We start from the raw sequence: 19,490 nt of genomic DNA on the forward strand, positions 1-19,490 counted from the left end.
CGGGAGCAAGCGTAGAAACGCGAATGGCCCCGCCGACCTCGATCACCCTCCGCCAACCCGACGACTGGCACGCCCATCTGCGCGACGGGCCGATGCTGCAGGCCTGTGCCGTCCATACGGCAAGCCAGTTCGCCCGCGCCATCATCATGCCCAACCTGGTGCCCCCGGTGACGACGGTCGTCGAGGCCAAATCGTATCGCGAACGAATCCGCAGTGCGGTCCCGGCCGGCCTCGCCTTCGAGCCGCTGATGACCTGCTACCTGACCGACGGCGCCGATCCGGCCGAGCTGGCGCGCGGCAGGCGCGAGGGCGTGTGGGTCGCGGCCAAGCTCTACCCGGCGCACGCCACCACCAACTCGGCGCACGGCGTCACCTCGATGGACCGCATCGCGCCCGCGCTGGAGGCGATGGAGAAGGCCGGCATGCCGCTGCTTGTCCATGGCGAGGTGACCGACGCGGACGTCGACATCTTCGACCGCGAAACGGTGTTCCTCGACCGCGTGCTGGCGCCGCTGCTGAAGCGCCACCAGGGGCTGAAGGTGGTGCTCGAGCACATCACCACCCGGGAGGGCGTCGCCTTCGTCGAGGCCGGCGGCGCGCGCGTCGGCGGCACGATCACGCCGCATCATCTCAGTTACAACCGCAACGCCCTGTTCAAGGGCGGCATCCGCCCGCACCTCTACTGCCTGCCGATCGCCAAGGCTGAGGAGCACCGCCTGGCGCTGCGTCGCGCCGCGACGGCGCCTGGCCAGACGCAGTTCTTCCTCGGCACGGACACCGCGCCGCACACCGCCGACACCAAGGAATGCGCCTGCGGCTGCGCCGGCATCTTCAACGCCCCGGTGGCGATGCAGGTCTACACCCAGATCTTCGCCGAGGAAGGCGCGCTCGACCGGCTCGAGACGTTCGCCTCGCTGAACGGGCCGCGCTTCTATGGCCTGCCGGTCAATGAGCAGCGCGTGACCTTGCACGCCGCGCCGCTGGTCGCGCCCGAACGAATCGATGTCGCGAATGGCGACAAGAGCGTCGTGGTGTTTCGCCCGGACGCGCCGGTCGAGTGGTCTTACTAGAACGACTGCCGGTGTGAAATTGATTATTCCAGCATACGTCGAGTGCCAGAACCTCAACATCCGCATGGGCAACCGGTGCATGACGCGGTTGACGGACGCCTTCAGCAAGAAGGCCGCGAGCCACAATCACATGATGGCCATCTACTTCATGCACTACAATTTCGTGCGCATTCACAAGACGCTGAAGACGACGCCCGCCATGGCCGCTGGCGTCACTCCCAAGCTCTGGGAAATGGCCGATATGGTGAAGGTGCTGGAGGATTGGGAGGTCGCCCGGCAGGGGCGGGGCGCACTATGTCTTGGGCGCAAAAGCAATCCGGCAAGGACTGTCGAAATCAGTGTAATAGAATGGGCGAGCTCCGCTGCCCGGCTCGAACGTTACGTAGAACTCTCTGTCCTTCCAGTCTTTGCCGACAACCTTTCCAGAGCCATCTGCCTGCAACGCCTTCAAATCGACAGTGAATGAATCCTTCTTCGCCGATTGCCTCGTAAAAGTGAGCGTGTTCCCCTTTATGTCGACCTGCCAGGACACATTGTTGTAACCGCACCACACCGAGGTGTTCTTACTGCCGTCGGAAACGGCAACCCAAGTCGCGTCTGCCGCGCTGGAGATGTGAGAAGCACCCGCCAGGCCGATCAATGTCGCGAGAAAAAGCCCTAGTCTCATGATCGCCTTCCCCGATTGCAGTTCTGAGGATTCTCTTTCTTCAATCGGGCGTCAAGGAATCCGGCCGATTTTCAAACTGTACCACTACCGAGACCGCCTCGAGCTTGGCGGCGCGGATCGCCTCGACCAGGGCCGGGATCTCGCCCTCGGCCAGGGGCAGCACGATTTCGCCCTGGGCGTCGACCCGCTCGGTGATCTCGTAGCGGAAACGGCGCGGCACCGGGATGTCCGGTCCATCCTGCATCAGGTCTTACAGGCTTGCCTTGGACGAGCGCCTAAGCTCGAGCAGGTCGCGAAAGCCGCGTGTGCCGACGAAGCCGCAGCGCGCGCCCTTGCCTTCCAGCAGCGCATTGGTGACCACCGTCGTGCCGTGCGCCAGCAGCGCCACCGCGCCAGGATTGATCGGCCCGGTCGCCAGCGCCTTGCCGAGCCCGTCCAGCACGCCTTCGGCAAAATTACCCGGCGTGGTCGGCACCTTCACCACGCCGATCCCGCCGGTCGCCTCGTTGACGATGGCGACGTCAGTGAACGTCCCGCCGATATCGATGCCCAGTCGCCACGCCATCGCTCAGGTTCCTGCCGGAAGGATCATTGCTGGGACCGCGCCACGCATCGGCGCCAACTCTTTACTTCGGCGCCTCGTCGCTGGGAGCGCGCCACAGGAGTGGCGCGCTCCCAGCGCGTAACCCCTTCTTTCGGAAGGGTCGATGCTGCAGGCAGCAGGAGCCGGACGAGGCAAATGCGGGACGAGGGTGGCCCGGGAAAATTCGGCAAAAGTCATAGGCCAAAAGTATCCCGACCCCTTTGATCGGCGCGCAAACAGCAATTACTATCGCATTGTTAAGTACAGCTAATCTGTAGATGTAACACAAACTCACCTAATGCATGGTCGGCGGATGCTTGCTTGCGGCCGGTGCCCCCGGCCGCGCATAGACAAGAGTGGTAACGGTGCAAGCGGGATCGCCATGCAACATCCTCTGAGGTTCGGCATCTGGGCCCTGGTCCACGGCAACCGCGCCGCCCTGCATGACCCCGAGGAACCCTACGACGCGTCGTGGGAGCGGAACCGCAAGCTGATCCTGGAGGCCGAGCAGCTCGGCTACGACTGCACGCTGGTCGCCCAGCATACCGCCAACCCGCACCGCGAGGACCTCGACCAGCTCGAGGCCTGGACGTCGTCGGCGGCGCTGGCGGCGCTGACCTCGCGGATCGAGATCATCACGGCCATCAAGCCGATGCTCTACCATCCGGTGGTGCTGGCCAAGATGGCGCTGCAGATCGAGCACATCGCGCGCGGCCGCTTCGCCATCAACCTGGTGAATGCCTGGAACCGGGCGGAGATCGAGAAGGCCGGCATTCCCTTCCTCGAGCATGACGAGCGCTACGCCTACGGCCGCGAATGGCTCTCCGTGGTCGAGCCGCTGATGGCCGGCGAGCGGGTGAGCTGGAAGGGCAAGTACTTCGACGTCAGCGACTACATCCTGCGGCCGCACCGCACCTTCCGCCCGCGGCCGCGCATCTATGTCGGCGGCGAGTCGGAGCCGGCGCGCCAGCTGGTGGCTGACCTCGGCGACGTGTGGTTCATCAATGGCCAGCCCCTGGCCGACGTCGCCCGCCTGATCGCCGACGTCGCGCGCCGGCCGCGGCCCGGCGCCCCGCTGCGCTTCGGCCTTTCCGCTTTCGTCATCGCCCGCCCGACCGAGGCGGAAGCCCAGGAGGAATTCCAGCGCCTGCTGGCGCTGGCGGCGCTCGACGCCGACGCGCGCGTGATGCAGGAGCGCAACACGGACGCCAAGGTCGTCATGAAGCAGACCATGGCGAAGTTCGAGAAGGTCGGCACCAACGGCGGCACCGCCGCCGGCCTGGTCGGCAGCTACGACACCGTCGCCGAGCGCATCCGCCAGTTCCACCAGGCCGGCATCGAGACCCTGCTACTGCAGTTCCAGCCCTTCGAGCGCGAGATGCGCCGCTTCGCCGCCGAGATAATGCCGCGGCTGAAGGTGCGAGAGGCGGCGTAGGCCCTAGTCGACAAACCGGGTCATTGCCGGGAACGCCGCTTCAGGCGCAACCCTGCCCGAAGAGCGTGTCATACGCCGGGAGCGCGCCACTCCGTGGCGTTCATGAGATGTCAAAACATGCATAAGGCGGCGCCCGAACGGGACTGCTCGCGTGGCAACTTCATGTGTAGCCAATGACGAGCAATCCCTGGCAATCGAAATCGCGACCGCCGATGCGCTACAGTGCTGACGCGCCGGATTTCCGCGCGCAGTCGAAATTGCAGAAGTGAGGTTACGATGCGCAGGATTTTGGTCATCGCTGCCTGCATGGCATTTTTTGCGGCGGGTCCAGCCCACTCCCAGGGCATCAATGAGGCTTTGACAGCTTTCGGTCTCGTCGGGACGTGGTCTCCCGACTGCGGTGACAAGACCAAGCCGAGATGGACTTTTGCCGGTGGCGGAAAGCCTGCCGTGGCGTTCAGCAGCCCAGGAAAGGAATCCGCGAACGACGAATCCGCGGAAGGCACCATCACCGCGGCCGAGATCGTGTCGCCAACGAAAATCTCCGTGACCGTCGTGCCCACCAAAAAGAACGGCAAGAGCATCGACCCGACCTCGCCGGATGCGAAGCCCGAGACTGGCCTCCTTGAAAAAGTGGGTAACATGATCAAGCCGCCTAGCGGGGCGATGCTTCAGAGATGCGTCAACTAGACGAGGCGATCATGCTGCCTCCGACGGCCGCCGAGCCGGTGAGCGGAACAAGTGGCTGCATTTGCGCACCTTGATGGCGGGGTGACGGTTACTCCGCGGACAGGGCGCCTAGGGTTGCGGACAAAGCGCGCGCGTTCGGCGCGCAATGTCCGCAACTGAACGAGGTCGCATGGTCGAGCTTCCCGATATCGCGTCGCGCTTCCCCTGCTCAGGAGGGAGAAATTCCCTGATATGGTGCAATCAGTTCCCTGTTAATTTTTCTGAATTCCCTGTTCCGATTCCCTGTTGTTCGAATGCTTGCACGAGTGCGGGTTCGGCTAGAGCCTTGTCATGACAGGCTTTTTCATGTGTCAAGACTCGGTCGGGCGAATCGCGGTTGCACTTTTTTGTTCCACCGGGACGCTGCTGTCAGCCGCCGCTGCCGAGCGCGGTGAAGGGCGAATATCGGTCTTCAACCGGTCGACAGAGGCCGTCGTGCAATCAATTGCACAGCGGGCCGCTTCATCAGTGGCGCAGTCCTTGTGCGTACTCGATCTGCATGGCGACGAGGTTCGCTGTGTCCGCGCCGTAGCGTGCCGCGATGCCGTCGAGAGCCTGGTCCAGTGCCTGCGCCGGCGGCCCTTGTTCCAGGGACGGCAGCATCGGGGTTGTCGAACCAATCGTCGCGACCTGGTCGGGGACGATGCGGATGCCGTTCTGCGACTGTCGTGCCTCGGCTGTTGCAGCGACCGTCCGCACGCGCGAGCGATAGGTGCGCGACCAGGCATCGGCGACGAGGGCAAGGGACACCTCGTCGGCGCCGGCGTCGAGTGCGATGCCGAGCCGCTCGTGATTCCACACGGCGAGCAGGCTGGCGAGCACCGTCGCGGCGAACGGCCGCGTGAAGATGAAGGCGCTGCTGTCGTGCCGCGCATCCCACTGCGCGACGCCGAGGCGCTGCGCGACGGCCTCGGCTTTCGCCCTTCCGGCGATTGCCTCGATCAGGGTCAGGGCCATCGGCATGGAGGCAGATACGCCGGTCGTCGTCGCGATGCGGGTGTCGACGACCAGGCGGCGGTCCGCGACGTATCGGATCGACGGGTGGCGGCGGCGCATCTCGTCGAGGTAGTACCAGTGCGTGGTCGCGCGCTTGCTGTCGAGCAGCCCGGCATCGGCGACGACCTTGGCGCCGGCGCACACCCCGACGATGATTGCTCCCTGGGCGGCTTGGCTCCTGAGCCACTGCGGGACCGCCGGGTCGTCATCCCGCTGCATGGCGGGGACGATGACGTAGTCGGCGCCGTCGCGGTGGCGCGCGTCGAAGTCGGCGGTAGTCGCCTGCGGCTCCACCGTGAGCGCCGGGAACAGGGTCACGGGCCCTGGTCCCGTTGCCAAGGCCTCGACATCCGCGACATCGGCGCGCCGAAGAATGCCGAAGGGCATGAGATAGTCAGTGGTCTCGGTCCCGTCATTGATGCCGACGATGGCGATCAGCGGCCGCTGGCGCTTCGGTGGCTTCAAGGCCTCAATCATGGCGGAGGTTTCGTCCTCTGCGATTCGCGGGGCAGCCTTGATTGCCGGCGGCCCAGGCAGCGACAGAATCCAGGCCGCGCCGGACACCAACGCGAGCGCCATGATTGTCACGGCGCCCCACAGAAGAAATCGCATCGCCATGGCAGGCACCATGCCTCAGGCACTGCTGAACGGCTCGTAGCCCGGTGCCAGGATGTTGGCCGGATCGTAGCGCCCGGCGGCATCGCGCAAGGATTGCCAGCGCGAACCGAGATGCTGTTTCCAGTCGTCAGGCGAGAAGGGCAGGGCACTCACGGGATAGAGAACGCCGCCGGCGTCGCGAAGGTGCTCGTAGAGCACAGGCCCTCGAGCGCCTTGTGTTCGAGCGTGGCGCGGCGCGTGGTGCGGCGCACCAGCTCGACGCCGACGCGTCGCTCGAGCGCCAGCAGCGAGCGATTGACCGATTGCAGCGAGCGCCCGAGGCGACGCGCCGTGGCCGTCTGGCTGCCACCCTCGATGATCGCGAGAAAAGTCTCGATATCTTCCATCGAGCTGCTTCGACGTTGGATCAGGTTCCGACGCGATATGGGGGCTGCCCGGTCGTCTTGCAGGGCGATCGCAAATGCCCCTTTGTCCGTCATCCCGAGCGGAGCCACCCGGAGGGCGGCGTAGCCGAGGGACCTTTCTTGCCGATGTTGCAACCAGAAAGGTCCCTCCCCTACGCCTCGCTAGCGGCACTTGCTCCGCAAGTGCCTGTCTCGGCTCCGGTCGGGATGACGGTACTTATGCGAATGATTCTATCCGGGCTCGGTGATGCGAGGAGTGCTGGAGCGCTCCGTTTCCTGCGTCTATCGTTGCGATCATGAGCAAGCGAACGATTCCCGCCGGCGCTGTCGTGCGCGGCACCGACAGGGGCTACGACCACGCAGCCCCCAAGCCCGGCAGCGAGCGGCCCATCACCGAGCGGCCCATCACCGAGCGGCCAGTCGACCCGACCCATGAAGACAAGAAGTACCCTTATCTGCGGCCCCGCGATGCGGCGACGCTGATCCTGGTGCGCCAGCGTGGCAAGGTTCCCGAGGTGCTGCTCGGCTGTCGCGACGCCAAGCATGCCTTCATGCCCAACCGCTATGTGTTCCCCGGCGGCCGCGTCGATCCGGACGATGCGCGCGTGCCGGTGGCGACGCCGCTCGACCGCTTCGTCGACGAACGGCTGCGCAAGGCGGCGACGGCGCAACGGGCGCGGGCGCTGGCCGTTGCCGCGGTGCGCGAGACCTTCGAGGAGACCGGGCTGATGCTGGGCAAGCCCCTGAAGAATGGACCGCCCGACGAGGATTTCGGCGAGCATTGGCGCGGCTTCCTCGACAAGGGGTTTGCTCCGGCCCTCGACTGCCTCGACCTGATCGCGCGCGCCGTGACGCCGCCCGGCCGGCCGCGCCGCTTCAATGCCCGTTTCTTCATGGCCCGGGCCGAGGATGCCACCGGCGAGATCCGCCATTCGAGCGAGCTCGGCGACATCCGCTGGGTCCAGCTCGACGAGGCGCGCGAGCTGCCGCTGCCGACCATCACCGGGTTGATCCTGGGCGAGGTCGGCCGTCTTGCGAAGGAGCCGCCCGATCGCAAGAAGCAGCGCAAGATCCCGCTCTTCACCACGATCCATCGCAAGCACCTGATGCTCGAGGAGTAGCGCCATGGCACCTGTCGGGACCGCTTCGCCCTCCTCGAGCGGGGCTGCTCCCGGCCCGTTGTCATCGGCCGCCGCCGGTTCGCGCCTGCCGACGCGCGGCGGCGTGCGCCTGCGCGCCCTGGTCCTCATCCGCTGGGCCGCCGTCGCCGGCCAGTTCTTCACCGTTTCGGTCGTTCACTGGGGGCTGGGCTTCACCCTCCCGCTGCTGGCGGTGTTCGGCGCGATCGCGCTGTCGGCGCTGCTCAACCTCACGGTCAGCATCGGCCGTCCGGCCTCGGCGCGCGTCGACGACCGCGAAGCGGCCGTCTTCCTCGCCTTCGACGTGCTGCAGCTCGCCGTGCTGCTCTACCTCACCGGCGGGCTGACCAATCCCTTCGTGCTGCTGCTGCTCGCGCCGGTCGCCATCGGCGCCACCGTCCTGTCGCTCGCCAGCAACATCGTGCTGTCGATGCTCACCATCCTGTGCATCGGCCTGCTCGGTCTGTTCCACCAGCCGCTGCCGTGGCGCGGCCCACCGCCCGAGTTGCCCGACATCTACCGCGCCGGCCTGTGGGCCGGCCTCACCCTCACCACCCTGTTGACCACGCTCTATGGCTGGCGGCTGGCCGAGGAGGGGCGGCAGATGGCCGATGCGCTGGCCGCGGCGCAGGCCGCGCTGGCGCGCGAGCAGCGCCTGTCGGCGCTGGGGGCGCTTGCGGCCGCGGCCGCGCACGAGCTCGGCACGCCGCTCTCGACCATCGCCGTGGTGACCAAGGAGATGCTGCGCGAGGTCGAGGCCGACGATCCGCTGCGCGAGGACGTCGAGCTGCTGTCGTCCGAATCGGAGCGCTGCCGCACCATCCTGGCCCGGCTCTCGGTCGATCCGGCCGGCGACGTGTCGGATGCCTATATCCTGGTGCCGCTGCCGGCGCTGATCGAGGCGGCGGCGCAGCCCTACAAGCGCGAGGATATCGCCATCGCCTTCGAAGCCGGCCCGACGGGCGAGGGCGTGCCGGCCATGGCGCCGATCCAGGTGCGCAGCCCCGAGCTGATGCAGGGTATCGGCAACATCGTGCAGAATGCCGTTTCGTTCGCGCGCAGCGAGATCACCATCGCGACGCGCTGGACCACGGAATGGTCGGAGGTCGAGGTCTCCGACGACGGTCCGGGCTTCTCCGAGGCCCTGTTGGACGAACTGGGAACACCCTTCATCTCGACCCGGCAGGGCGAGGAGGGACACATGGGGTTGGGTGTCTTCATCGCCAAAACGCTATTGGAGCGCACCGGGGCGACCGTGACCTTCGGCAATCGCCGGCTCGGCACGGGGGCTGCAGTATCGGTGCGCTGGCCAAACCCCGTCTTCAAGGCTACATAGCGGCCGATGTCGAAGGAGTCGCCATGAGCCAGGACACAGGCGCGGGTCGACCCGTGTCGCCCGTAATCGACGGTGCGACGGCGAACAAGGACCGCACGTTGCTGATCGTCGATGACGACGCGGCCTTTCGCAACCGGACCGCCCGGGCCTTCGAGCAACGCGGCTTCATCGTTTCGGCCGTCGGTTCGGTCGCCGAAGCGCTGGCCCAGACGGCGCGGCCGCCCGCCTTCGCCGTGATCGATCTGCGGCTGGGCGACGGCAACGGTCTCGAGCTGGTGGGGCCGTTGCGCCAGGCGCGCCCCGATATCCGCATCGTCGTGCTGACCGGCTACGGCAACATCGCCACCGCCGTGGCAGCGGTGAAGGAAGGTGCGATCGACTATCTCGCCAAGCCGGCCGATGCCGACGCCATCGAGCAGGCGCTGACCGCGCATGGCCGCAAATTGCCGCCGCCGCCCAGCAATCCGATGTCCGCCGACCGCGTGCGCTGGGAGCACATCCAGCGCGTGTTCGAGCAGTGCGACCGCAACGTCTCCGAGACGGCGCGCCGGCTCAACATGCATCGCCGCACCTTGCAGCGCATCCTCGGCAAGCACGCGCCGCGCGAACATTGATGCCACCAACGTTGATGCCACGAACATCGATGAAGGCGTACTGATCACCGTCCAGCTTCTGGTCAACGCGCTGGCGCTGGGCATGGCCTATGCGCTGGTGGCGCTGGGCTTCGTGCTGGCGCTCAATGCCGTGGGCGCGGTGAACTTCGCGCATGGCGATCTCGTCGTGCTGGGTGGCGCCGTCGCGGTGGCGGCCGGCATGTGGCTTGGCCTGCCGGGCGTGGTGCTGCTGCCGGTGGTGGCGGCGGCGCTGGCGGTCGCCGGCATCATCGCCGGCCGCGTGACGATCCTGCCGCTGACCGTGCGACCGCCCGAGGCGACCTTCGTCGCCACCATCGCGCTTGCCGCCATCATCGAGCAGGGCCTGACCGTGGAGATGGGAACGGCGCCGCGCACCGCGCCCTCGCTCGCCGGCAGCGGCTCGTTCGCGCTGGCGGACCTGGCGCTCGGCCGCCAGCCGATCGCGATCATCGTATTGGGCAGCGCCCTGGTGCTGGCGACCTGGTTCCTGCTCGAGCGCACGCAGACAGGCCGACGCATGCGGGCGGTGTCTGGCGATCGCTACATGGCGCGCGCCGTCGGCATCCCGGTCGGCCGCTACGTCCTGCTGTCGCTCGGGCTTGCCGGGGCGCTTGCGGGCGTCGCCGGGATGCTGCTGGGGCACCAGTTCCTGGTCGCCCCCACCCAGGGCGCGGGCTACATGCTCAAGGCCTATATCGCGGTGGCGCTGGGCGGCTGGGGCAGCGTGCCGGGCGCCCTGCTGGGCGCGCTCGGCATCGGCGTGTTCGAAACCTTCGTGTCGGCTGCCTTCGGCGATGCCTGGGCGTCGGCGGCCCTCTACCTCAGTGTCCTCGTCGTGCTGGCGGTTCGGCCGCAAGGCCTGTTCGGCGAGCCGGTCGGCCGCCGCGCCTGACATGCGCGCGCTCGGCGTCTTCTGGCTGGTCGCGCTCGTCCTCCCGCCAGTCATTGCCCTCGGCGTGCTGGCGCCCTTCGGACAGCGCATGGTCACCTTGGTCGGCGTCTATGCCCTGATGGGCCTGGGGTACCAGCTGATCTTCGGCCATCTCGGCGCGCTCAACCTGGCGCAGGGCGCGCTGTTCGGCGTCGGGGCCTATGCCACCGCCCTCCTGGCACCGGCGCTGGGCGGGCTGGCGCTGCCGGTGGCGCTGGCCGCTGCCGCCGGCCTGGCAGCCATCGTGGGCGGGCCGCTGCTGCGCCTGCAATCGCATTACTTTGCGCTGGCGACGCTGGCGCTGGCCTCGCTCGTCAACCTCGTGGCGGTGCATGCCGAGACCCTGACCGGCGGCGCCAACGGCCTCGCCGGCTTTGCGCGGGGGCTGCCGCGGGGTCCCTTGCTGCTCGCTGTGGTGTGGGCCTGCCTGGTCGTCCTGGTGGTGGCTTGCGCCGCGCTGGCGCAGGGGCGCGCCGGGGAGCGGGCGCGCCTGTTGCGCCAGGCGCCGTTGCTCGCGGCCACGCTCGGCATCGATGGCGGACGTTGGCGTCTGGCGGCCTTTGTGGTTGCCGGCGCGCTGGCGGGGCTGGCCGGCGCCTTCTCCGCCGCCCTGAGCGGCGTGGTCTCGCCGGAAGCGACTGGTTTTTCGATCATGGTGCTCTGCCTCACGTCGGTCGTGCTGGGTGGCACGCGCCATCCGATGGGCGCCGTGCTCGGCGCCGCGCTGGCCGTCGGGCTGCCCGAGCTGCTGCGCGACTTCCAGGGTGCCTGGCTGCTCGCCTACGCCGTTGCGACACTCGCGGTCGTGCTGTGGGCGCCCGACGGGCTGGCCGGCCTGGTCGATCGACTGCGCAACGCCCCGGTGGCTGCAGCGCCCTCGCCAGCATGGCCCGCTTTGCTGGCGCCGAATGCCGGTCCGCGGCAGCTCAGGGTCGATCGGGCGGTCAAACGCTTCGGCGGCGTCGAGGCGCTGTCCGGCATCTCCTTCACCGTGGCGCGCGGCGAGATCGTCGGCCTGATCGGCCCCAACGGATCGGGCAAGACAACTCTCCTGAACGTGATCTCCGGTCTCGAGCCGGCAGACGGCGGGACGATTGCGCTCGACGAGCGGCCGATCACGCCTCTGCCGCCTCACGCCGTCGCCCGGGCTGGCGTGGGCCGCACCTTCCAGGCGCGCATGCTCGAGGGCGAGACGCGACGCGACGAGCTGGCGCGGGCCTTGTCAGTCAGGCCGGCCTTCGTGCTGCTCGACGAGCCGGCCGCCGGCGCGACCGACCGCGAGCGCAGCGACCTGGTCGACACCCTGCGCGGACTGCGCGACGGCGGGCTGGGGCTGCTGGTCGTCGATCACGATATCGAGCTGCTGTCGCGCCTCAGCGATCGCCTGGTCTGCCTCGATCGCGGCCGGCTGCTCGCCGTTGGCGCCCCGGCAGATGTGCGCGCCGACCCGCGCGTGCGCGCGAGCTTCCTCGGCCTCGACGAGGCGGCATGAGCGCGGTGCCATGAGTGCGGTGCTCGAGATCGGCGACCTCGCGGTCGAGCCGGGCGAGATCGTCGCCGTGCTGGGCGGCAACGGCGCCGGCAAGACCCGCCTGCTCGAGACCATCCTCGGCTTCCAGCCAGGACCGGTGCGCCTCTTCGGCAGCGACGTGGCGGCGCTCGCCGTCGAGCAGCGTGTGCTGATGGGCGTGGGCTATGTGCCCGAGCGGCGGCGCGTGTTCGCGGGCCTCACCGTGCAGGAGAATCTCGAGGCCGCGTCGTCGCTGTCGGCTCCCGAGCGCCGGCAACGCGCGGCCGAGATGATGGCGCTCTTCCCCATGCTCGGCGAGCGGCCGCGGGCGCGGGCGTGGCTGCTGTCGGGCGGCCAGCAGCAGATGCTGGCGCTGGCGCGGGCCCTGATGAACCGGCCGCGCCTGCTGCTGCTCGACGAGCCGACGCTCGGCCTGGCGCCGCTGATCGTTGCCGATTTGCTGCAACGGTTGCCGGCGATGGCGGCGGACGGGCTCGCCGTCGTGCTGGCCGAGCAGCGCGCCAGCCAGGCCCTGCGCGTGGCGCATCGCGGCGTCGTGCTGAGCCGCGGCCGCATCGTGCGGCAAGGGACGGCGGCCGAGCTCGCGGCTGATCCCACGCTCGCCGATCTGATGGCCGGCGGGTAGTTCCTGCTCCTCCCCAGCGAAGCTGGGGAGGTGTCCGCGTCATCGCGGACGGAGGGGCCATGAGCCTCAGTCCCGCTGCTCATGACCCCTCCGTCGCCGTACGACGGCGACACCTCCCCAGCGAGGACGCTGGGGAGGAGGAAGAGTCACGCCCGCCGGCTCTGCGCGTTCCAGAACTGCTCGAGGTTGGCGATCAGCGCCGGGCTGAAATGGCAGAGCGCTTGCTCGCGGGCATAGAGCGCTGCGTAGCGGCGAAACATGTCGAGCGGCTCGGCCGACAGTCGCAGCGCGCGGCGATTGCCGATCGCGCCCACCATGCCCGAGCCGGTCAGCCGGTCGATGACCCGGGCAACCGTCGCATCCATTGCATCGGGCTCGACGATCTCGTCGCAGATCATGCGTCCGATCTCCGAATCGCAGTCGATGCGGCGCTCGTACATGATCGCTTGGCGGGCGATGCGATCGCCGACGAAGCGCGCCAGGCGCAGGTTGGCCATCGCCGGGATGATGCCCTCCTTGCGCGCCGGCAGAGTCATGTAGGCCCCCCGCTGGGCGATGTTGAAATCGGTGGCGAGCAGGATCTGGCAGCCGCCGCCGATGGCGAAGGTCTCGACGGCCGAGATCCACAGCTTCTCGATAGAATCGCCCGCGACTTCGTCGGGCGGCAGGTCGGGCTTGGCGAGGCCGCGCAGCACCTTGTTCACGAATCCCAGGTCACGCACCATGAACCACAGGAAGGGGATCTTGCCGTAGTACAGATGCGTGAGATTGATGCCGGCGTTGTAGACGCGCCGGCCAGCATACTTGCCGGCGGGCACGATGTCGCCGCGCAGCACCGCGACCTCGCTGTCCGGGTCGAGGATACAGACGTCGGCCGCGATCTCGGTGGCGGGCTGGGTAGAGTTGTCCTCGGCGTTGAGGAAACGCGGATTGGCGAGCAGCAGCTCGGCCGCCTTACCACGGCGCTCGACCTTGGCGTAGCCGAGATCGAGGCGGCCATCGCGCCGGAACTTCGCCAGCGCCTCGGCCGATTCCTCGCGCGGCAGCAGCATGGCGTGGCAGAGATGGGCGCCGCACGCCGGATCGGCCAGGACCTGGTTGCAGAGAATGCCCTGGTCGATCTCGCAGCCGTCCTTGTCGGCCTGGCGCAGCTCGGTTTCGGCCGCCACCTCGGCGCGCGTCGGCACCAGGCCAGGCACCAGCTGGGCGGCGTCATAGACCAGGCGATCGACGCGCACGAACTTGCGCCGGCTGTCGGTGAGCTTGTCGTAGAGCGTGACGACATGGCGACGCAGGAAGACGAAACGCGCCTGGCGCGCCGCCTGCTTGAGGGCTTCGGCGGCCTGGTGAGATGCCGCGTCGCGCTGCGGCTTGGCCGGCAGGCGTGCCAGCGTTTCGGCGACGCCGCGCCAATAGGTCGAGAACCGGGCCTGATCGGCCGCAAAATCGCCGGTGGCCGCGACCGGAGCCGATACGACCGAATTCATGCCGCCGTTTCCTGCCCGCATTGAAAATGTTGGAGCGGGCGACGGGATTTGAACCCGCGACCTACGGCTTGGGAAGCCGACGCTCTACCCCTGAGCTACACCCGCTTGGATGCCATTCTAGCCTGCGTCGGGGGCTCAATGAAAGGTCCCTGTCTTCTGGACCGGCGGGGCCGTCCCCTACCAACGGGTGTCTCGCCGGCTCACGAACTTCACCGACGATTTCGCCATCTGGATCACCTTCTGCGGCCCGGTGAAGTGACGACGCGGTGATCTCGCGCCCGGTTTGTGCCATGAGAAGCCGATGCTGGACGAAATCCTGACACCGCAAGAACGCGCCGTGGTGGCGCGTGCCAAGGCCTTCGCCGAGGAACATGTCGCGCCCAACGCGGCGCGCTGGGAATGGGAGCGGCGCTATCCGCTCGAGACGATCAAGGCCGCCTGTGCCGCTAACCTGCATACGATCGAGCTGGCCGCCAGGCACGGCGGGCAGGGCCTGTCGTTCTCCTGCAAGCTGCGCGCGTTCGAGGAAATCGCCCGGCATGATTTCGCCTTCGCCTTTGCCCTGATCAACCATCACAACGCCGTGGCGCGCTTTGCCCGCGACGGCCAGCCGGCGCACGTGGCGCGCCTGCTGCCGCGCATGATCGCCGGCGAGGTGATCGGCTGCGCCGGGTTGAGCGAGCCCGGCGTCGGCAGCGACTTCGGCGGCCTCGAGATGACGGCGGTGCAGGTCGACGGCGGCTGGAAGCTGAACGGCGCCAAGGCCTGGATCACCAATGCAGCGGTGGCCGGCCTCTCGGTCGCCTATGCCCAGACCGACAAGGCGCAGGGCTATCGTGGCATCGCCTGCTTCGCCATCGAGGCGGATCGACCAGGCTTCCATCGCGAAAAGCCGTTCGAGCTGCATGGCGGGCATGCGATCGGCGTCGGCGGGTTTCGCTTGGTCGACTACATCGCGCCCGACGAGGCGCTGCTGCATCCACCGGGCCGTGCCTTCAAGGCGGCACTGGCCGGCATCAACGGTGCGCGCGCTTACGTCGCCGCCATGTGCTGCGGCATGTTGCAGGCCTCGCTGGAAACGGCGGTGCGCTATACGCGGCAGCGCAAGACGTTTGGCCAGCCAGTGCTCGAGCACCAGGGCGTGCGGTGGAAGCTGGTCGATGCGGCGACCGATCTCGAGGCGGCGCGGCTGCTCACCTATCGTGCGGCGCGCCTGATCGACGAGGCGGGCGATGCCGTGCTGCCGGCGGCGCACGCCAAGAAGTTCGCCACCGAGATGGCGGTGCGCCGCATTGCCGACTGCATCCAGGCGATGGGCGCCAACGGCCTGCGTGCCGACTATCCGCTGGCCCGCCATCTCGCCTGCGCCAAGATCGCCGCCTACACCGACGGCTCGATCGAGATGATGAACGAGCGCATCGGCGTCGCCCTGCCGCAGGTGTTCGGGTGATCCTCTCGACGGTCGAGATGCACACCGGCGGCGAGCCGACCCGCATCATCGTCGATGGCTGGCCGGCGTTCGAAGGCCGGACGCTGCTCGACAAGCGGCGCGAGGCGAAGGAGCACTTCGATCATTTGCGGCGCGGCCTGATGCTGGAGCCGCGCGGCCACGACGGCATGTACGGCGCGCTGCTGGTCGAGCCCGACCATCCCGAGGCCGATCTCGCCGTGCTGTTCATGCACAACGAGGGCTACAGCACGATGTGCGGCCACGCCACGATCGCGCTGGCGCGCTGGGCGGTCGACAGCGGGCGGGTCGCCCGCCGCGAGCCGGAAACGATGGTGCGCCTGCAATGTCCGTGCGGGCTGGTGACGGCGCGCGTGGCGGCTGACGGCATGGTGCGCTTCGAGAGCGTTCCGGCCTTCGCCTATGCGTTGGATCGCATCGCGCCCACGCGGACGTGGGGACCGGTCACCGTCGACATCGCCTATGGCGGCGCGTTCTATGCCTTCCTGGCCGCCGATTCGATCGGGCTCGACCTCACCGCCTCGCCGATGCGCCAGATCGTCGATGCCGGCGAGGAGATCGCGCTCGCGGCAGCCAAGGCAATCGCCATCGACCATCCCGACGAGCCCGATCTCGCCTTTCTCTACGGCACCATCCTGACCGACGGCGAAGAGGGCGCCGAGGGCCGGCCGAGCCGCAACGTCTGCATCTTCGCCGGCCGCCAGATCGATCGCAGCCCGACCGGCAGCGGCGTCACGGCGCGCATGGCCCTGCAGGCCGCGCGGCGCCGGGTGCGGGTCGGTGACGAGCGCCTGTTCGAGAGCTGCACCGGCGCCGTGTTCACCGGGAAAGTGATGCGCGATGCGCTGCCGGTCGGCGGCCGCAAGTCGGTGATCGTCGAGGTCGGCGGCCGCGCCCATCAGACCGGCGACGCACGCTTCCGTTTCGACGATGACGATCCCCTGCGCGAGGGGTTCAGCCTCGGGCTGTAGAGTCGCCGACTCGTTCACCCCCTCCCCAGCTTCGCTGCGGAGGTGTCGCCGTCATACGGCGACGGAGGGGTCATGAGCCACAGTCGCGTTGCTCATGACCCCTCCGTCCGCGATGACGCGGACACCTCCCCAGCGAAGCTGGGGAGGGACATGAAAAAGAGCGCTCTCACGCGTTGTGGGCGCGACGCAGGGCCTGGTCGAGGTCGTCGAACAGGTCGCCGGAATCCTCGACGCCGACCGACAGGCGCAGCAGGTCGGTTGGGCAGGGCGTGCCTGGGCCCTCGATGCTGGCGCGGTGCTCGATCAGGCTTTCGACGCCGCCCAGCGACGTCGCGCGCTTCCACAGCTCGACGCGGGCCGCGGTCGCAATCGCTGCGCGCTCGCCGCCTTTGACGCGCACCGACAGCATGCCGCCGAAGCCGCCGGCCATCTGCTTGCCGGCGATGGCGTGACCGGCAAAGCCCGGCAGGCCGGGATAGAGAACCTCGGCCACCATTGGGTGAGCGGCGAACCGTTCGGCCAGCGCCTCGGCCGACCGGCAGGCCCAGGCGACTCGGGGGAACAGCGTGCGCATGCCGCGCATGAGAAGCCATGCCTCGGTCTGGCCGAGGATCGTGCCGAGCTGCGCCCTGAGCGTGCGCAGCTTCGCCCAGTAGGCGTCGTCGCGCGCGCCGACCAGCGCGCCGGCGATGATGTCGGAGTGACCGTTGAGATACTTGGTTGCCGAATGCATGACGATGTCGGCGCCGTGCTCGATCGGCCGTGACAGCACCGGCGTCGCCACCGTCGAATCGACGGCGAGCAGGGCGCCGGCCCGATGGGCGATGTCGGCCGCCGCGGCGATATCGGTAATGCACCAGGTCGGATTGGCCGGTGTCTCGATCCACACCAGCCTGGTGGCGCCGGGCCGGACGGCAGCGGCGATCGCGTCGTGCCGATCGGCGTCGACGAACTCGACCTCGAGCCCCCACGCCGTTGCAAAGGTGGCCAGCCAGTTCCGTAGGGCCCAGTACATGACCTTGGGAGCGACGACGTGGTCGCCCGGCGCCAGCGCCAGGAAGCAGGCGGTGGCGGCGCTCATGCCCGAGGAGAAGATCAGGGCCTTCGGGCCGCGTTCGAGAGCGGCCAGCGTCGCCTCGGCCTGATCGAAGGTCGGGTTGTCGGCGCGTGCATAGATGCGACCCGATCGATAGGCATTGTCCTCGTCGCGAACATAGGTGCTCGCCATATGGATCGGCGGAACGACCGCCTTCGTCACCGGATCGATCCAGCCCATCGCCTGGGCGGCGAGCGATGCGGCGGCTAGGGTCTTGTCGTTCATTTCGGGTTTCCGTGACCTTACGGGTTGCTTACACTGGACGCGCTTTAATAGCGCATCGTCGCACTTCCGTCGTAGATGCATTAGTATCCGTCCGCGCCGCAAATCTGAAACATGGATGACGCGGCGCACGTCGCGATTTGCGTGACCCTTCCTGTCGCGATGATCAGCATTCGGGAGATTGGTGCATGAATTTCGTCGCTTCCATCCGCCCGCCACAAATGCCGACCGCTGGACGCGGTGATCGTGTGGCGCGTACGCGCGAGGCCATCATCGCGTCGGCCTTGGCGCTGGCATTGGCCGGCGAGGTGGCGCCGATCGTGCGCGACATCGCCAAGACGGCGGGCGTCTCGGCGCGCACCGTATTCCAGCATTTCTCCGACACGGCGGAACTCTACGTCGCCGTGCTCGGCCGCATGCTCGCCGCCGTGGTCGGCGATCTTCCCGAGCTTGGCGCCGCCTGGTCGATCGAGGAACGCATCGCCGCGATCACCAACCAGTATAGCGACCGCTGCGAGCGCCTGCTGCCGATGTGGACCTTCGTCGAGACGTTGCAGCGCCGCTCGTCCAATGCCTCGGACATGGTGGTGCAGATGTACAACGGCAACCGTCATCAGCTGGCGATCTGGTTCGATCGCGAGCTGACGGCGATGCCGCCCGAGTCGCGCGAGCGGACCCTGAATGCGCTCGCAGTAGCATGTGCCCCGGAAGCATGGGTCGTGCTGCGCCGCCGCCTCGGCCTGTCGATCGATCAGGCGCGCGACGAGCTGCGCTTCATCACCCGCGCCGTCTTCACCGACGGCGGCGCTCGGCACTAGGCGAACGCGGTGTCATATGCCTCCCCCGTAATCGGGGGAGGTGGCCTGTGGGGCCGGAGGGGGAAGGCCGCAAACTGGTGTTCTCCGATTTTGACGTCGGAATCAGAAGCATCTCGATTGGGGCTTTCCCCCTCCGCCCCGCATGACGGGGCACCTCCCCCGATTACGGGGGAGGCGAATGAGGTTCGCTACGGCGCCGCCGCCCGCCGCGCCAGCTCCTCGAGCGCGCGGTCGCGCAGGCCGAGCTCCGCGAGGTGTTTTACCGTGTTCTCGACATAGTCGAGGTTGCTGCCGGTGGCGCCGCGTCCGCGGCGCACCAGCGACACCGCCGTCTCGATCGGCAGCCTGCCGGCGAACTGGCGATGCTGGCGGTCGGCCAGGTAGACCAGCGACGGCACGACCCGGCCGTCGTCGAGATGGATCGGCCGGACGGTCTCGCGATAGACGCCGTCATTGTCGATCTCGCGATGGATCAGGTAGCGGCGCACCGCGTCGTAATCGTCGTCGGGCAGGCGATGGGCAAGGCCGCGACAGGCGCCGCCCGGCAGCAGGCCGAGAATGAGTCCGGGCTGCTGCGGCGTGCCGCGATAATGCTCCGAGTAGATGCAGAAGGCGCGATGCCAGCCCTGCAGGCGCGCCGGCCGCGTCTCGGGCGTGGCGAAGCCCGGATTCCACATCAGGGAGCCGTAGCCGAAGACCCAGCGCGGCCGGGTCTCCATGCCGTCGTCC

18 protein-coding genes, 1 tRNA gene and 2 pseudogenes are annotated in these 19,490 nt (G+C 68.2%); 13 read left to right on the forward strand and 8 right to left on the reverse strand.

Annotated elements, in window-relative coordinates:
• Positions 1 to 23 precede the first annotated feature (23 nt).
• Both pyrC and ACILR9_RS11050 read left to right on the forward strand, forming a co-directional pair.
• Complete coding sequence (pyrC, locus tag ACILR9_RS11045) at positions 24 to 1,070, forward strand: dihydroorotase (protein ID WP_395709973.1); 1,047 nt, start codon at positions 24 to 26, stop codon at positions 1,068 to 1,070.
• A gap of 16 nt (positions 1,071 to 1,086) precedes the next feature.
• Positions 1,087 to 1,344: pseudogene (locus tag ACILR9_RS11050) on the forward strand (IS1 family transposase); the annotation flags it as partial.
• A gap of 433 nt (positions 1,345 to 1,777) precedes the next feature.
• Here the strand turns inward: ACILR9_RS11050 and ACILR9_RS11055 are convergent.
• Positions 1,778 to 2,302 (reverse strand): annotated as a pseudogene (locus ACILR9_RS11055) (hydantoinase/oxoprolinase N-terminal domain-containing protein).
• 400 nt (positions 2,303 to 2,702) lie between these two features.
• Between ACILR9_RS11055 and ACILR9_RS11060 the strand changes: the two are divergent.
• Together ACILR9_RS11060 and ACILR9_RS11065 are read left to right on the forward strand one after the other, a co-directional pair.
• On the forward strand, positions 2,703 to 3,755 hold the full coding sequence (locus ACILR9_RS11060; RefSeq protein WP_395709974.1) for an LLM class flavin-dependent oxidoreductase: 1,053 nt from the start codon (positions 2,703 to 2,705) through the stop codon (positions 3,753 to 3,755).
• Between the two features lie 276 nt (positions 3,756 to 4,031).
• Positions 4,032 to 4,445: a hypothetical protein gene (locus ACILR9_RS11065; RefSeq protein ID WP_395709975.1), complete on the forward strand. Its 414-nt coding sequence runs from the start codon at positions 4,032 to 4,034 to the stop codon at positions 4,443 to 4,445.
• A gap of 504 nt (positions 4,446 to 4,949) precedes the next feature.
• Here the strand turns inward: ACILR9_RS11065 and ACILR9_RS11070 are convergent.
• Genes ACILR9_RS11070 through ACILR9_RS11080 form a run of 3 tightly spaced genes read right to left on the reverse strand, consistent with a single transcriptional unit; the run spans position 4,950 to position 6,484 of the window.
• Positions 4,950 to 6,098, reverse strand: a complete 1,149-nt coding sequence (locus ACILR9_RS11070) for a DJ-1/PfpI family protein (RefSeq protein WP_395710062.1) — start codon at positions 6,096 to 6,098, stop codon at positions 4,950 to 4,952.
• A 15-nt stretch (positions 6,099 to 6,113) separates the two neighbouring features.
• Positions 6,114 to 6,251 (reverse strand): hypothetical protein, encoded by a 138-nt coding sequence (locus tag ACILR9_RS11075; RefSeq protein WP_395709976.1) that lies wholly within the window; start codon positions 6,249 to 6,251, stop codon positions 6,114 to 6,116.
• Positions 6,248 to 6,484: a LysR family transcriptional regulator gene (locus tag ACILR9_RS11080; RefSeq protein WP_395709977.1), complete on the reverse strand. Its 237-nt coding sequence runs from the start codon at positions 6,482 to 6,484 to the stop codon at positions 6,248 to 6,250. Before ACILR9_RS11080 ends, ACILR9_RS11075 begins: the two co-directional genes overlap by 4 nt.
• A 314-nt stretch (positions 6,485 to 6,798) precedes the next feature.
• On the opposite strand from ACILR9_RS11080, the gene ACILR9_RS11085 reads away from it, so the two are divergent.
• The 6 genes from ACILR9_RS11085 (at position 6,799) to ACILR9_RS11110 (ending at position 12,699) form a co-directional block, all read left to right on the forward strand.
• The gene (locus tag ACILR9_RS11085) at positions 6,799 to 7,623 is read left to right on the forward strand and encodes an NUDIX hydrolase (RefSeq protein ID WP_395709978.1); all 825 of its coding nucleotides are present in this window, start codon (positions 6,799 to 6,801) and stop codon (positions 7,621 to 7,623) included.
• Between the two features lie 4 nt (positions 7,624 to 7,627).
• Complete coding sequence (locus tag ACILR9_RS11090; protein WP_395709979.1) at positions 7,628 to 8,977, forward strand: ActS/PrrB/RegB family redox-sensitive histidine kinase; 1,350 nt, start codon at positions 7,628 to 7,630, stop codon at positions 8,975 to 8,977.
• Positions 8,978 to 9,000: 23 nt separating this feature from the next.
• A complete protein-coding gene (locus ACILR9_RS11095; RefSeq protein WP_395709980.1) occupies positions 9,001 to 9,591 on the forward strand; it encodes an ActR/PrrA/RegA family redox response regulator transcription factor in 591 nt (196 codons plus the stop codon).
• 70 nt (positions 9,592 to 9,661) lie between these two features.
• Positions 9,662 to 10,504, forward strand: a complete 843-nt coding sequence (locus ACILR9_RS11100) for a branched-chain amino acid ABC transporter permease (protein WP_395710063.1) — start codon at positions 9,662 to 9,664, stop codon at positions 10,502 to 10,504.
• 1 nt (position 10,505) lies between these two features.
• Complete coding sequence (locus ACILR9_RS11105; protein WP_395709981.1) at positions 10,506 to 12,035, forward strand: ABC transporter permease subunit; 1,530 nt, start codon at positions 10,506 to 10,508, stop codon at positions 12,033 to 12,035.
• A 10-nt stretch (positions 12,036 to 12,045) separates the two neighbouring features.
• The gene (locus ACILR9_RS11110; RefSeq protein WP_395709982.1) at positions 12,046 to 12,699 is read left to right on the forward strand and encodes an ABC transporter ATP-binding protein; all 654 of its coding nucleotides are present in this window, start codon (positions 12,046 to 12,048) and stop codon (positions 12,697 to 12,699) included.
• Between the two features lie 146 nt (positions 12,700 to 12,845).
• Here ACILR9_RS11110 and ACILR9_RS11115 read toward each other — a convergent pair whose 3' ends face one another.
• Both ACILR9_RS11115 and ACILR9_RS11120 read right to left on the reverse strand, forming a co-directional pair.
• Positions 12,846 to 14,186: an enoyl-CoA hydratase/isomerase family protein gene (locus ACILR9_RS11115; protein ID WP_395709983.1), complete on the reverse strand. Its 1,341-nt coding sequence runs from the start codon at positions 14,184 to 14,186 to the stop codon at positions 12,846 to 12,848.
• Positions 14,187 to 14,216: 30 nt separating this feature from the next.
• A tRNA-Gly gene (locus tag ACILR9_RS11120) sits at positions 14,217 to 14,291 on the reverse strand.
• Positions 14,292 to 14,487: 196 nt separating this feature from the next.
• On the opposite strand from ACILR9_RS11120, the gene ACILR9_RS11125 reads away from it, so the two are divergent.
• On the forward strand, positions 14,488 to 15,636 hold the full coding sequence (locus ACILR9_RS11125) for an acyl-CoA dehydrogenase family protein (protein WP_395709984.1): 1,149 nt from the start codon (positions 14,488 to 14,490) through the stop codon (positions 15,634 to 15,636).
• Positions 15,633 to 16,625 (forward strand): proline racemase family protein, encoded by a 993-nt coding sequence (locus ACILR9_RS11130; RefSeq protein WP_395709985.1) that lies wholly within the window; start codon positions 15,633 to 15,635, stop codon positions 16,623 to 16,625. Before ACILR9_RS11125 ends, ACILR9_RS11130 begins: the two co-directional genes overlap by 4 nt.
• 166 nt (positions 16,626 to 16,791) lie before the next feature.
• Here the strand turns inward: ACILR9_RS11130 and ACILR9_RS11135 are convergent, their stop codons facing one another.
• On the reverse strand, positions 16,792 to 17,946 hold the full coding sequence (locus ACILR9_RS11135) for a trans-sulfuration enzyme family protein (protein ID WP_395709986.1): 1,155 nt from the start codon (positions 17,944 to 17,946) through the stop codon (positions 16,792 to 16,794).
• 185 nt (positions 17,947 to 18,131) lie between these two features.
• Here ACILR9_RS11135 and ACILR9_RS11140 point away from each other — a divergent pair, with 185 nt between their 5' ends.
• Entirely contained in the window at positions 18,132 to 18,761 is a 630-nt protein-coding gene (locus ACILR9_RS11140; protein WP_395709987.1) for a TetR/AcrR family transcriptional regulator, read from the forward strand.
• Positions 18,762 to 18,949: 188 nt separating this feature from the next.
• Here ACILR9_RS11140 and ACILR9_RS11145 read toward each other — a convergent pair whose 3' ends face one another.
• Positions 18,950 to 19,480: a gamma-glutamylcyclotransferase gene (locus tag ACILR9_RS11145; protein ID WP_395709988.1), complete on the reverse strand. Its 531-nt coding sequence runs from the start codon at positions 19,478 to 19,480 to the stop codon at positions 18,950 to 18,952.
• Between the last annotated feature and the right edge of the window lie 10 nt (positions 19,481 to 19,490).

The sequence above is a fragment of the Reyranella sp. genome, assembly GCF_044224635.1.
In the GTDB taxonomy this organism is placed as follows: Bacteria; Pseudomonadota; Alphaproteobacteria; order Reyranellales; family Reyranellaceae; genus Reyranella.